The following is a 13,391-nucleotide window of genomic DNA, read 5'->3' on the forward strand; positions in this document are numbered from 1 at the left end:
ACCCGGGGCGCGACGGCGCCGGCCATTCCCCGCCCGCCTGCGGTCCCCCGTCAGCCCTGACCTCCCTCGGACGGGTCCGAAGGCGGCGTGACGCGACGCTCGGTCGCCTCTCGTCCTTCCTCGACACCACCGGCGGTGTCTTCGTCGGAAGTCCGGGATGCGACAGACGTGGGCGCCTCGGCGCCGCGCGACTCCGGGGCGGCCTCCGCCGCGGGAGCGGCGGTGGCCTCGGCGGGAGGCGGGACGGTGGCCGCGCGCTCTTCTCCGGAGGTGCCTTCGTCGGCAGTCCTGGGTGCGGCGGACGTGGGTGCCTCGGTGCCGCTCGGCTCCGTGGCGGCCTCCGCCGAAGGAGCGGCGGCGGTGGCCTCGGCGGAAGGCGCGGTGCCCTCCCCTGTCGAAGCGGGGGTGGGCTCACCCGGAGGCGCGGCGCCGGCCTCGGCGGAAGGCGCGGTGCCCTCTGCCGCCGGAGCAGCGGCGGCGCCACCCTCGGCCGTGGGCGTCGCCCCCGGGGCGGCCCCCTCACGGTTGCCACGGCCGCGGCGACCGCGACGGCGGCGGCGGCGGCGCTTGCGGTCTCCCTGGGCGCCCTCGGCGCCCCCCTCGGCGGCGGCACCCTCGGGACGGGCACCTCCGACGAAGGCGCTGGCGGCCTCCAGGTCCTCGTCGTCGCCCTCCTCGTCGTCGTCACCCTCCTCGTCCTCACCACCCGCCTGCTGCATGGGCGCGGCGGGCGGCGCGGCGCGGGGAGCGCTCTCGGCGGCGGGGGCGGCGGACGTGGCCTCGGCGGCCTCGGACACCTCGGGGGTCTCCCCCGCCTCGCGCGCCTCGCGGGCCTCGCGCTCGCGGCGGCGCTTCTCGCGGGGACGCTCGCGCTCCGGCGCTCCGGGGGTGGCCTCCGCGGAAGCCTCCTCGCCCTCGCCCCGGGCCTGCTTCTCGCGCTGGCGCTCCTCGCGGCGCTTCTGGGCCTCCTCGGCGTCCAGCTTCGCGGCCTCGAAGAACTTCTCGTCGACCTCGTACAGCTCCACGCGGGTGACGGTGACGGCCGTCTCCGCCTCGAGGAACTTCTCGCCCAGCGCGTCACCGCACCAGAGCATCACCAGCGAGCCGCTGGCCTGCGCCTCGGTGCGCGCGTCGCCGCGCACGTCCCCGGCGCTCACCAGCAGGCCCACCTGCGCCGAGTAGTGGCCGAGGTCCCTGCGCAGCTCCTGCACCGTCTTGCGGTCGATGCCGGGCGCACCCTTCAGCATGCGCACCGCGTAGCGCAGCTCCACGCTGCCCTCGCGCTTGCGGGCGGTGAGCAGCGGGCCTTCCTTGGACCGCTTCGCCACCTTCAGCTCGCGGAAGCCCAGCCCGTGCATCATCTTCACCACGGACTTCTCGAACGTCCCCACGTCCAGCTCGCCCAGGCGCTTGCGCAGCCCGCGCGCCACGGCGCGGCGCGCGTCCTTGAGCGTGGTGCGCAGCGTGGTGAGCAGCGTGGCGTCCGCCAGCGGCTCGGCGGCGGCCGCGGCGGCCGCGGGCTTGCCCAGCAGGGGGCGCCCGGCCTCCAGGGGGATGCCCAGCGCCTGCGCGAAGGCGGCCTGCAGCTCCAGCGGCGGGGCCTCGCTCGGCGCGCCCGCGCGCTCCAGCGTCACCTCGCCGGTCTCCTTGTTGAAGGAGTACTGCGGGCGGCGGCCGGCGTCGATGCGGCGCTGGTTGTCCTCCAGCAGGGCGGTGAGCACCGCCTCCACCGTCGTCTCCTCGGCGCACAGCTCCTTGCTCCGGGCGCGCTCGATGAGCTGCTCGGTGCGCAGCGCGATGCCCTCCTCGCTGAGGATTTCGAACACCACCTCCGGCAGCGGCGGGAAGCGCTTGCGGCGCCCGCCCCGCTCCTCCTCCTCGTCGCGACGGCGCTTGCGGTCGCTGCCACGGCCCGCCACCTTCACGTTGTCCACGCGAGGTTCCGGATGGCGCTCCGCCGGACGCAGCGGCGGCAGGTCCTCTTCCGGATGTGGCTCGATTACGCCAGTCTGTGCCAAAGCCTCCGCATCCTCGGGAATCGACCAGTCCACCAGCGCGAAGGTGTCCTTCGCCGTGACAATCACCTTGCGATCCCGCGTGCGGCGCGCCATGGCAGCGAGGCGCGACAGCATCGTCACCTCAGGCGTCTTGCCAACGTGGGAGAGCAGGCTCTGCTGGATGGACTTCTCAGTGATTTCGAGAAAATGGAGGGGACGACCTTCGCTCTCCAGGACACGGAGCGCGGCCTCGTAGAATGTCATCGAGTATTCCCCAAGAATTCCGAACGGTTACAAAAATGTAGGTCCGTATGGGTGGCGGATGCTAGCCATCGCTAAACTGGCTTGTCAACGAACGGAAGATGACCCGCAGAAGATGACCCGCATACGCATCGGACAGCGTTGGAAACGCGAACCCGCGACTTCCCCGCTCGATTCCATCGCACTGGAATTGGACGGGGTGGACCTGCTGTCCGGGGCCGTGGAGGAGTCTCTAGCAGAAGTGGTGCCCGCGCTGGTGCGCTCAGTTGCGGCCATTTATGGGGGGCGACAGCGGCTGGCCCAGGTTTCGCTGCCGGAAGCCCACCTGGAGCTGGTGCTCCGCCGGGTGGGGCCGGAGGTGGAATTGCTCGTGGCGAGCCTCGCCCGCCCCGCCCGGCTCTTGCGGCCGCCGGTGCGCGTGGAGGTGGACGAGCTGGCGGTGGCCGTCCGGGAGGGCGCCGAGCGATTCCTCGCGGACGTCACCCGGGTGGCCCCGAAGGCGCTCTCCACGTCGCTCTCCCAGGCGCTGGGGGAGCCGCTGAAGGCCCTGCGCCGTCCCGCCCGTCCTCCCGAGGAGGCGCGGGCGAAGCCCTCCACGAAGCGGGTGGAGCCCCAGGACGTGCCCGGCTTCGGCTTCGAGCTGCGCGACGTGGGCGTGCCCGCCGGCCGTGCGAGCGAGCGGGGCACGGCGGGGAGCCTGGCGCCGCTTTTGGCCGGGGGCGAGGTGTGGCTGGCGCTGCCGGGCCGGCCCGAGGCGTGGCGCGTCCCGGGCCCGCCCTTCCTCGCGGTGCTGGAGCTGTCGCGGCAGGCGGTGGAGCTGGCCCGCGCGGTGGAGCTGGGCGAGGAGCGCTTCGAGCTGGCCCCCGCGGGTGCGCGGCCGGTGCTGGTGCTGGACTTGAAGGCCGGCAAGGCGAAGCCCGGGCGCACCGGCACGCCCTTCCCGCTCGACGCCAAGGCGCTGGCCGGGGCCCTCTTCCACCTGGGCGAGTCGCTGGCCGCGACCTTCGCGGAGTCCGACCGGACGCAGGTGGGCAACCCCTACCTGGTGGAGCTGGCGGAGCGCTGCCGCGAGGGCCTGTCCCACCTGCGCGGCGCAGTGCAGCCCCCCGAGGCGCAGGGCGCGGCCCGGGAGAAGAAGGCCCGCGCGGGCCGGGGCACGTCGAAGCCGCTGAAGGTGCCCGGCCGCCTGCGCCGGCTGCGCTTCGAGAAGCTGTGGGAGAAGCGCGGGCTGTCGGACGCCGAGGAGGCGAAGCTGCTGCTGGGCCGGCACGGGCCGGTGTACTGCGCGCCGCAGCTCGCGTCGGCCTTCTCGCGCAAGGACGGGAACCTGCTGTGGAAGCGCGCGGCGCCGCTGGGCGTGGCGGCCTCCGCGGACGGGCACGCGGTGGCGGCGGACATGACGCGCGTGTACGGCTTCACCGGCCGGGGCGCGGGCGCGCGCTGGCTGCATGACCACGACGGCATCCCCCTGGGCCCGCTGCTCCTGCGCAAGGACGGGCTCCTGCTCACCCTCTCCGAGGACCGCACCGTCGTCGCCTTCGCCGAGGCCACCGGCCGCGAGGTGTGGCGGCTGGCCCCTCCGCGCACGCAGCGCAGCTGGCTGTCCACCCAGGGCCACCGCGCGCTGGTGGGCACCGACTCGGGCTACCTCTACGGGCTGGATTTGGAAGACGGCCAGGTGCGCTACCGGATGCGCGCGCCCATGCCCTTCCACTGCCCGCCGGTGGCGTGGGGCCGGCGCTTCCTGTCCATGCTGGGGCGCGGCTCGCACTGGGCGGTGCTGCTCGCGGACGCGCACACCGGCGAAACGGTGTGGACGCACGAGCCGGACCTCACCCACCCCTCCCTGCCGCTGCCGGTGGGCCCCCGCGTGTTCCTCGCCGGGGAGCGCGAGCGCGACGGCGTCCTGCTGTGCCTGGACGCCAAGGGCAGGCGCGTCTGGGAGCGGCCCTTGAACCTGGGGCCGGGGCCCTACGCGCTGTCGCCGCTGCCGCGCGCGGTGGTGGTGACGAGCCCGTCCGGAGCCGCCGCGCGCGTGGCCGCCAATGGCACGGTGGACTGGCGCGTGGGCGCCGCGGGCGAGCCGCTCATCCGCGCGCTCCCGGCCCGCACCGCGCGAGGCGTGACGCTGGTGCCGGGCGAGCGGGTGCGGGCGGTGGACCCTCGCGGCGGTCAGGTGCTCGCGGAGGTCCGGGTGGGCGTGGGGCTCGTCGCGCTCCAGGCGGACGTGCGCCTCAACCTCTACTTCCTCGACGACGCCGGCACGCTGTCCGCGTACCGGCTGGCATCGCACTTCACCGTGGTGGAGTAGGCGCGGGGCTTCACCCTCCGCGCCCCTCCGCCCGGGACTACTCGCTCTTCGCCGACTTGGCCGGGTCGATCTCCTCCTCCGGCCGCTCCTCCTGGGTGGCGCCCTCCCACGTCTCGCCGGCGCCCAGCTTCCACTCGGAGGGCACGTCCAGCTTCCACACGTAGGTGGCGGTGGCGCTGCCGCCGGAGGCGGAGTGCGAGGAGACGTTGATGGTCATCTCCATCTTCGCCACCTCGCTGGGCATCTGGTCCAGGTCGTAGTGGCCCAGCACCATCTGCGGGGGGAACTGGGGGATGTAGCGCTCCGGGAAGTCCACCTTCATCGCCGGGTCGCTGCCGCGCATCTCGCCCAGCAGCTTCCCCTTCGCGTCGGTGAGCTTCCACACCGTGTCGAACGAGGCGCTGGTCACCATCTTCTTCACCTTGCCCTCGTCCTTGAGGGCGCGCTGGGCGCCCCACAGCGCGAGCTGCAGGCGAATCTGCGGCTTGCCCATCACCATGACGACGTCCGACGACACCACGTCCAGGCGCATGCCCTTGTCCGAGGCCGTCCACACGGGGCTGTACTTGCCCTCGCGCAGGCTGTCGAACACCTTGCGCGTGTACTCGTAGAAGGCCTTCTTGTCCGCGGCGCGCTCCTCCTTGCCGCTCTCGGAGCGCTTCTCCAGCTCCTCCAGGTAGCCGTCGAACTTCTTGTTGCCGCCGTACTGGGTCAGGTGCGTGTCCACCTGCTCGAAGTAGTTCTTGAAGAAGGGCCGCAGCTCATCCTTGTAGGTGGCCCCGTCCGGGTTGGTGCGCATCCAGCCGACGCGCTCCAGGTACTCGGCCTGGACGCGCTGGGCATCCGCGTCCCGCTGGGCCTCCCGTGCCTTGGTACTGGCGCTGCGGTAGCTCATGACGGCGGCCAGCAACACCCCCGCGATGATGACGATGACTCCGAAGTAGCGCTTCACGAGGCTGGCTCCTGTGCGTTGGAGCTGGCAGTGATATGAAAATTCCCCAACGTGATCCAGGCCACCGGCACCCACCTGTTCTCCGTGCCGCTCCCCTTGGAGGAGGGGGAGCTTCTGGGCAATCCCCAGGTGGCCTGGGAGTGCTACGGGGAACCGTCCGACGGCAAAGCGGTGGTGCTGCTGCACGACCTCTCCCATTCTCACAGAGCCTTGGGTCCACTAGAGGACTCGGCCTACCAACCGTCTGGCTGGGCGCATGCGCTGGTGGGCCCGGGGCTGGCGTTGGACCCGGAGAGCACGCCGGTGGTGGTGCCGGGCCTGCTGGGCAGCCCCTTCGGCACCACGTCACCGGCCTCGGAAGACCCGGCGACGGGTGAGCGCTGGGGCCTCAACCTCCCGCCCCTCACCGTGCTGGACATGGCGCGCGGCGTGTCCGCGTCGCTGCGCGCGCTGGGCTTGAAGCAGGTGCGAGCGCTGGTGGGCGTGGGCCTGGGGGGCCAGGTGGCGCTGCGACTGGCGGCGCTGTTCCCGGACCTGGCCGCCGGAGTCATCACCCTGGGCACGGCGCGCGCGCTGCCCGAGGGCGTGCGCGAGAAGCTGGGCCTGTCCTGGCAGCTGCTCCGCGCGGACCCGGACTTCCGCGAGGGCCTCTACGGGCCGGACACGCTGCCGCGCAAGACGATGCGCCGGCTGCGGCTGGACTTCCAGAAGCTGCTGTACGGGCGCGAGTACCTCGCCTCACGCTGGCCGGACCCCGAGTCCGCCCGCGTGGCGCTGGAGGCGGAGGCCGACGCATTCGCTGACACGTTCGACCCCGTGTCCTGGGCGACGCTGTGCTCGGCGTGGGCGGGGGGCGACGTGGCGGACTGCTTCCAGCACATCCGCGCGCGGGTGCTGCTGGTGGCGGGGGCCTCGGACGTGCTGGCGCCGGTGAATCGCGTGCGGGACACGTACCACCTGCTGTCCGCGGCGGGCGTGAGCGCGCGCCTGCTGGAGCTGCCGGGCCCGGGAGACCACGGCGCGCTCCTGGCGGACGCGGACCGGCTGATTGGCCCGCTGGGCGACTTCCTGCGGCGCTGCTGATGGCTCTCAAGGAGAGCCGCCTGCGTCTGGCGGCACCTCGGTGTGGCAGCAGCTCCGGGACGGCCGCTCTCGGCAGGCCGAGGACTACTCGCGCGGCGGTGCGCCGGAGAGCTTCCCGCGCAGGGCGCCCACCAGCATGCCGATGGCAATCTCGTTGTTGCCGCCGTGCGGGATGATGATGTCCGCGAAGTGCTTGGACGGCTCGACGAAGCCCATGTGCATGGGGCGCACGTGGCGCAGGTACTGGCCCACCACGTGGTCGAAGTCGCGGCCGCGGTCCTTGATGTCGCGGGTGAGGCGGCGAAGGATGCGCAGGTCGTCATCCGCGTCGACGTAGATCTTCACGTCCATCTCGTCGCGCACCTCCTTCATGTGCAGGACGAGGATGCCCTCGATGAGGATGATGTCGCCGGGGTCCACGCCCATGGTGCGCGGCTGACGCGACGAGGTGACGAAGTCGTAGACGGGCTTCTGGATGGGCCGGCCGGACTTCAGCTCGCGCAGGTGCTGCACGAGCAGGTCCCTGTCGAACGCGTCCGGATGGTCGAAGTTCACCTCGCGCCTGTCCGCCAGCGGGAGGTCCTTCAGGTCCCGGTAGTACGAGTCCTGATCGATGAAGGCCACGCGACAATCGGCCAGCGCCTCGCGCACCTTGCGGGCGACGGTGGTCTTGCCGGACGCGGTGCCGCCCGCGATGCCAACGACGAGGGGGGACGCCATGGCGGCGGCACGTACCCCACCGGACGGGCCAGCGCAAGGCTTCAGTCCTGTTCCGGACGATTCAACCCCGGCGGATCAGCCCGCGCCCCTGGGCCTCGGCCAGCAATGCGTGGGGCGCCTCCTCCACCGGCACCGGGCGCGAGGCGAGCCTGCGCAGCCACTCCGCTAGAGCGGGCGCCACCGTCAGCACCTCGTGTCCCCCGCCCCGCCGACGGACGAGGAAGCTCCACGGACCCTGGCCCGGCCGCCGAGCCACCTGCGCCAGCGACTCCAGGCCGGACAGCTCCAGCGAGCCACAGGCCCACGCACGCGCCGTGAGGTGACGGCGCACGGCGCGAGCAGCGAAGACGAGCTCGGACAGGTCCGCCGGGAGGGCGCCCATGCGCACGTCCTCCGCCAGCCCCACCTGCCCCGGCCCCGGCGGCGGCACCGGGCGGAGGAACAGCGTGGGCAGGAGCATCTCCAGCGCCAGCGCCGCGGAGGCCCCGTCGTCGGGGTACTCACGCAGACGCCGCATGGCCCACTTGGAGAAGACCTGTCCCAGAGAGCGGCCCGTGCCGCCGAAGAGGCCGCGGTACTCGGGGGAGCTGGTGAAGGCGGCGAGGGCGTCTTCCGTTCCCGCGACGAGCAGGCGCGTGAGTGGCCACTCGCGGTCCAGCACCTCCGCCACCACGGCGAGCCGGAAGTCCCGGTCCGCCAGCGTCCCTTCCTCGTCCTCCACGGACGATGCCGGTGTGGCGCCATGGCCCGCGTCGAACAAATCCCACGGCCGGCTCTCGCCGGTCAGCGGCGGTGCGGTGACGTCGCGGGGCGGGCGCAGCGTCAGCGGGGGGCGCTCGCCCGCGGGCACCAGCTTGCGCAGCCGGCGCAGTGACACCAGGGCCACCTCGGGCGGGTGGCCATCTCCCTCGAAGGTGATGGCGCGCAGCGAGGGACAGCGCGGCAGGAGCGACTCCAGCAGCTGGAACAATTCCTCGCGCACGGGCTGCGTGTGGTCATCCACGTAGAATTGGCGCGAGCCCCGGCGCGTCACCACGCCGCCGGCGAGGTGGAACTCGATGACCTGGTCGAGCGGGAAGCCGTCGAGCCCCGCGTCCAGGGGCAGGCCCGCGGAGAGCTGGTGGCTGAAGAGGTGCCCCAGGTCCAGCAGCAGCGGTAGCCCGGTGCGCGCGTGCAGCCGGGACATGAAGTCCAGCACGTGCCATTCGCCTCGCCGCGCGAGCACGGCGGGGTTCTCCAGCACGAGGGGCATGGAGAGGTGCCGCTGGACGTGGAGCGCATGCGCCGCGCAGTCCGCGAGGCCCGCCTCGTTGAACGGCGGCGTGAAGTAGAGATAGCCCGGGAAGGGCTGGCCGCCCACGTGCCACCAGCCCACGTCGTTGCCCACCCACGGGCTGCCCACCGTGCGCGCGTGCGCGTCCAATTCCGAGAGCACCGACGCGGGCTCCAGCTCCGGGCCCCAGAGGTTGAGGTGCACGGGGTGGAAGAGCACGGGCACGTCGGCGCGACGGCGCCACATCTCCGGGAACAGCGAGGCGTGGGCCTTCGCCTCTTCGAGCGACAGTGGCGCGCTGTACTCGACGTAGTCGAAGAGGCCCGGGGACGCGTCCAGCAGCCGGTACGGTTGAGGCACGTCCGCCGTGCTCAGGTTGCTGCTCAGCCCCAGCCCGCGCCAGGGCAGCGTCCACATGTCGGGGTCCACGTGCGTCATCCCATGAACGTAGACGCGCTCCGCGCTCGCTGCCACGGCCGACACATCGCTCCTGTCGGATTGCAGCGCGATGGCACGCGCTTCTTCGCAGTCAAAACCTTTCGAATCGAAAGGCTGTCCAATCGGAGAAGCGCATGCAGATGAAGGGATTCATCGGCGGCGTGTTGCTTGCGGCAGGACTGCTCTTGGCGGGTTGTGGTGGGGGCGAAGGTACGGCCCGTCTCGGGCCCTCCGAGGCGGGCTGCTCGGGTCAACCGACGCCCTACCCCGTCACCAGCAGCCGGATTCCGTAGACCACGAGCACCAGCGCAAGCACCTGGCGGATGAGCGGCTCCCTACGCGAGTACGCCCGCCGGACGTGTCCCGTGGACAGGCCCCAGGCCAGCGTCCCGTACCACCCCATGGCGATGCTCACGATGCCAGCAGCCGCCACCACGCGCACCCACAGGGAAATGCCAGGCACAGCCGTGGGGGCGAGGATGCTCAGGTAGAAAGGCAGGGTGTTCGGATTGGACAGGCTGGCGAACAGCCCGCTGCGAAACGGCCGGGCCTCCTCCCCCGACAGCGCCCGCTCCACGAGGGCCTTTTCCGGCGACGCGGCCGGAGCCTCTCCGGAAGCCTTCGAGGCCGCACGTACGGCGAGCAGCCCCTTCACGCCCAGGTAGAGCAGGTACAGCCCGCCCACATAGCGCACGGCGCGCATCGCTCCCGGGAACTGCTGCAGGAGCACGGCGACGCCGCCCAGGATGACGCAGAGCCACGCCGCGTTCCCCAGGGCAATCCCCAGCACCGCCCAGGCTGCATGCCGGCGCGTGGCGGACAGCGCCAGGCGCGTGACGATGAACGTGTTCGGCCCTGGCGTGATGACTGCGAGCAGATACAGACCGAAGATGGACGCGAGCAGGGGGCCGGGAGGGGTCATGGCGGCGGCCGGACCTAAACACCCGGCGACATCCCGTGCAAACCACGGTGCGCGAACGCGCCCCACAAGTGTCGTGCGTGTGTCCGACAGGGTCGACAGGTCCTCGGTGGAAGTGGCACGATTACCGTGACAGGGCCTGCGCCACCGCGCTCACAATCGCGTCGTGATGGGAGCCGTGCACCACCATTACGCGTTGAACATCGTGGACGTCTTCGCAGTGGGGTTGCCGCCCAGCACGTAGCCCTCACGCCGCCTGACAGACCCATGCTCTGCACGAAGCACAAGCACTCGACGGAGGCGTCCGCCCGCCGCTGCGCCGCGAAGGCCATGGCGCGGCGGGCGGACCGGAGGCTCCGCGACGTGCAGCCGATGGTGCCTCGCTTCGTGACGTACCCGGGAGGACGGAGCGCAACATGCGGCACGGTGGCGCTCACCGTCTTCTCAGAGGACTTGAACACCCCGTACTGACGCACCTCACCCCACCAGCCGCCTCCTGCGCGGAGAAGGTCTCGGCCGGCGGGGACGAACGAATAGAGAGAGCGCGCGCCTTGCCAGGATGCGGCCGAAATCCGGGCAAAAAGCCCATGGTGCGGCCACATGCAACCCTGCATCTTCCAACCTGGGCTCTCAGGTGGGCCTCGCCTCGTGACTCAGGCCCCTTGACGCTGTCCGCGGAGGACGGTGCGCTCGCGACAGGCTAAGCGACGATGCCACCCCGAACGACCCAGCGCATGGCCCACAGGGGAAACCTCGACCAGCTGTGCCTCTTGTTTTCGAGCCAGTCCTTGTCTTGGTTGATGGGGAAAAAACCGTGGACGTCACGCACCTGGCAACGGAACACCAAGTCGATGCGGCGGGGATCGCTCCGGGTCCCTTCATTGAAGACTGCGAACTCGATCCATGCATCCGGCGCGAGCCCCTCAAGTTCGGCCTCCCTAAACTCAAGCCGGGGCTTTCGGGAAAGGACCCGCGCTCCGGTCATGCCCCCTGCGGCAGGGGGCGATGGGATGAGCATGGGTCGACGCACTGCGCGTTCCATCGCCACGTCCGTACGCCGCTCACCGTCGAGGATGATCTCGAAGCGCTCACCTTTGGAAACGTACTGATAGCCCCGCTCACGGGTCCGGAATTCCGCATCCGTGAGCTTGTGGCTTCCGTAGCGCAGGTAATCTTCCGTGAGCGCCTGGAAGACGTGGATGAGATGGGCCTTGCCGAGTTTCGCGAGCATGTAACCTTCGAGCAGATCCCCATGCTGGGTCCGACGCTCCATACCCTGCTTTCGCTCGCGAACCGTGCCCCAGGTCACGAGGTCCATCAGCTCCTCGGCCATCGCCCTCCCGCCGGGAGATAAGGTGCGATAGACCTCAAGGCGCACCACCCTCTCCCAAAGCCAGCAGTTCACGCGCGCGACGGATACCGGTCCCGCATCCGTAAGCCCAGAGATCAGGCAGGCCGCGACCCTGTTGGTGCGGATCTCGAAGTGCCCGTGCACGAGATTCTCGATCCGCTCCGCCTCTGGCTCAGAATTGACATCGATGTACGCGTATTCGTTCGGCCTTCCGAGGACGCGCTCTCCAAAGGCGCAGATGAAGGCCTTGCTGTGGCGCTTCGCCAGAGCACCGCGCATGCAGCTTTGCATCCTCGTAGCGGTGCCGTACCCGATCTGGAGCACCTCGGGACCGTTGAAGACAACATAGACGTGGAAGCCGCTCTCTGGAGCGTCCTCGAACCGTTGAATCCTTTTCACAGCACCGTGCTCGGAAAGAACGGCCAATACCTTCGCAGCGAAATCGACGGGCATGGAGGGGCCTCTCACGTGGGGATAATCCCAAGTTACAGGCCATAGATGAACGCGAGCAAAGGGCCGGGCGGAGTCACGGCGGCGGCCGGACCGAATCACCTGGCAACAGTTGGCGCGATTGCGGTGCACGAACCCGCCCCCTGACTGCCACGGCTCAGGTGTCGCGCGTCCAGTTGCCCTGCATCGCCGGGCCGCGCACGCCGGAGGTGTTGGAGCTGTTGCCCACCTCGCCCCAGCGAGCGTTGTACTTGAGGAACTCCTGGCCCTTCAGCGTGCGTGTCTTCTCACCCACGTTGATGACGCCGCCACCCTGGTAGCCCGAGCGCGTCCCCTTCCCTCCCGCCCAGGTGAACCAGCGGTAGCTCGCGCTCGTCTGACAGCTGTCGAGCCCCCAGCCCAGCTCCTCATACGTGCTGTCGCATGTGCTCTCGTTGCGGTAGCTCGCGTGACTTCCATCCGCGACCCAGACCAGTGGATGTGTGGTGTCCAGCCACTGCACATCCGCCGCAGTGAAGTACGTCACATTGGCGTGGTGCGCGAAGTGGACGCCCGACACGGAGTAGTCCGCCGCGAGCCGCACATTGACGTGCTCCCAGTCCGCCTCGTGATTGAAGCCCGAGGGACCATCGTTGTACGGAAAGAAGTACCAGTACTGGAGGTTCACCCCTCCGAACCGGTTCTTGTACACGTGGCCATAGAGCTTCCAGTCGACCGGGTTGGCGCTGCCGTTGTGCGTGGCATCGCTGGGCGGCTGGAGGAAGAAGGTCTCGTTCTCCACCCACTCGCCGCTGGACGAATTGCGCAGCGTGCTGGTGTGCGAGCAGATCCAGTTCTTCTCCCCATGTGAGCGGTTCAGCAGCGCCGCCTGCGTGACGCTGCCCAGCGCGAGGACGGAGCAGTCCGGACAGCCGTCATGGTGGAAGCGCATCTGCGCGCGGGCCAGGTACCAGTCCACGCTGGACGGCCGCGTCCAGTCCAGGTCCGCCGGCAGGTGGAGCACGGGCGCGTGGCGCTGCAGGAGGCAGTCCTCGAGCCCGTCATCCACGCCGTCCGCGTCGCCGTCCACCGAGGACAACGCACAGCCCGCGACGAGCCGTGACTTCGCCGTGCCGAGCACGTCCTCCGGTGCCTCGTCGTCCACGCCGCATCCGGTGAGCGCCACACTGCCCACGGCAATGGCCCACAGCCATGAACCCCGCATCTGCCCCTCCCGGGTCGGAGCGTCCACCCGGCGAGCCGGCCTCATGGCGCGTGCCGTGAACAGGTGACCCGCGCGGAGGATACGCGGGCCCACGCGGGCGACGTCCACACCGCGCCGCGACATCTCCGGAACCTTTTCACGCGTGCCGCTGTCGGAAGGCTTCGCGAATCAGCGACAACGGAGGCTGTGAATGAGGCGGATGCACCTGGCCGTCATGGGAGTCGTGTGCGCACTCGTCCTGGGGAGCACGGTGTCGGGCTGCCGTTCAGGGGAGGACACTGGAGGGACTGCTCAACAGCGGTCCAACTCCACCCTCCCCGCCAAGGCGAAGCAGGAGGCGCATGGCAGCGAAGCTGAAAAGGCCGCCCCCTCCGCTGCGCAGGTGCAGAGCGCCACCGCCGCCCCGAGCACTGCGCCAGCTGCGAACACGTC

The 13,391-nt window shown here is 70.7% G+C and carries 10 protein-coding genes; 3 read left to right on the forward strand and 7 right to left on the reverse strand.

The features are described 5' to 3' along the window. Positions 1-50: 50 nt before the first annotated feature. Positions 51-2,261, reverse strand: a complete 2,211-nt coding sequence (locus ACX9TP_RS27105; protein WP_482973517.1) for an HTH domain-containing protein — start codon at positions 2,259-2,261, stop codon at positions 51-53. Positions 2,262-2,373: 112 nt separating this feature from the next. Here ACX9TP_RS27105 and ACX9TP_RS27110 point away from each other — a divergent pair, with 112 nt between their 5' ends. After that, on the forward strand, positions 2,374-4,569 hold the full coding sequence (locus ACX9TP_RS27110; protein WP_482973518.1) for an outer membrane protein assembly factor BamB family protein: 2,196 nt from the start codon (positions 2,374-2,376) through the stop codon (positions 4,567-4,569). Positions 4,570-4,606: 37 nt separating this feature from the next. Here the strand turns inward: ACX9TP_RS27110 and ACX9TP_RS27115 are convergent, their stop codons facing one another. Then, positions 4,607-5,521: a hypothetical protein gene (locus tag ACX9TP_RS27115; protein WP_482973519.1), complete on the reverse strand. Its 915-nt coding sequence runs from the start codon at positions 5,519-5,521 to the stop codon at positions 4,607-4,609. Positions 5,522-5,572: 51 nt separating this feature from the next. Here ACX9TP_RS27115 and ACX9TP_RS27120 point away from each other — a divergent pair, with 51 nt between their 5' ends. Continuing rightward, positions 5,573-6,604 (forward strand): alpha/beta fold hydrolase, encoded by a 1,032-nt coding sequence (locus ACX9TP_RS27120; RefSeq protein ID WP_482973520.1) that lies wholly within the window; start codon positions 5,573-5,575, stop codon positions 6,602-6,604. Between the two features lie 84 nt (positions 6,605-6,688). Here the strand turns inward: ACX9TP_RS27120 and udk are convergent, their stop codons facing one another. The 3 genes from udk to ACX9TP_RS27135 all read right to left on the reverse strand — a co-directional run bounded on the left by udk (position 6,689) and on the right by ACX9TP_RS27135 (position 9,957). Then, positions 6,689-7,324 (reverse strand): uridine kinase, encoded by a 636-nt coding sequence (gene udk / locus ACX9TP_RS27125; RefSeq protein ID WP_482973521.1) that lies wholly within the window; start codon positions 7,322-7,324, stop codon positions 6,689-6,691. 61 nt (positions 7,325-7,385) lie between these two features. Beyond that, entirely contained in the window at positions 7,386-9,035 is a 1,650-nt protein-coding gene (locus tag ACX9TP_RS27130; RefSeq protein WP_482982228.1) for an MbnB/TglH/ChrH family RiPP precursor modification enzyme, read from the reverse strand. Between the two features lie 262 nt (positions 9,036-9,297). Continuing rightward, a complete protein-coding gene (locus ACX9TP_RS27135) occupies positions 9,298-9,957 on the reverse strand; it encodes a LysE family translocator (protein ID WP_482973522.1) in 660 nt (219 codons plus the stop codon). Between the two features lie 264 nt (positions 9,958-10,221). Between ACX9TP_RS27135 and ACX9TP_RS27140 the strand changes: the two genes are divergently transcribed. After that, positions 10,222-10,425 carry a hypothetical protein gene (locus tag ACX9TP_RS27140; protein WP_482973523.1) on the forward strand — a complete coding sequence of 68 codons (204 nt, stop codon included), beginning with the start codon at positions 10,222-10,224 and terminating at the stop codon, positions 10,423-10,425. A gap of 229 nt (positions 10,426-10,654) precedes the next feature. Here the strand turns inward: ACX9TP_RS27140 and ACX9TP_RS27145 are convergent, their stop codons facing one another. Together ACX9TP_RS27145 and ACX9TP_RS27150 are read right to left on the reverse strand one after the other, a co-directional pair. Continuing rightward, positions 10,655-11,758, reverse strand: a complete 1,104-nt coding sequence (locus ACX9TP_RS27145; protein WP_482973524.1) for a hypothetical protein — start codon at positions 11,756-11,758, stop codon at positions 10,655-10,657. Between the two features lie 154 nt (positions 11,759-11,912). Next, positions 11,913-12,959 carry a hypothetical protein gene (locus ACX9TP_RS27150; protein ID WP_482973525.1) on the reverse strand — a complete coding sequence of 349 codons (1,047 nt, stop codon included), beginning with the start codon at positions 12,957-12,959 and terminating at the stop codon, positions 11,913-11,915. Between the last annotated feature and the right edge of the window lie 432 nt (positions 12,960-13,391).

It is taken from the genome of Pyxidicoccus sp. M15 (genome assembly GCF_056858435.1).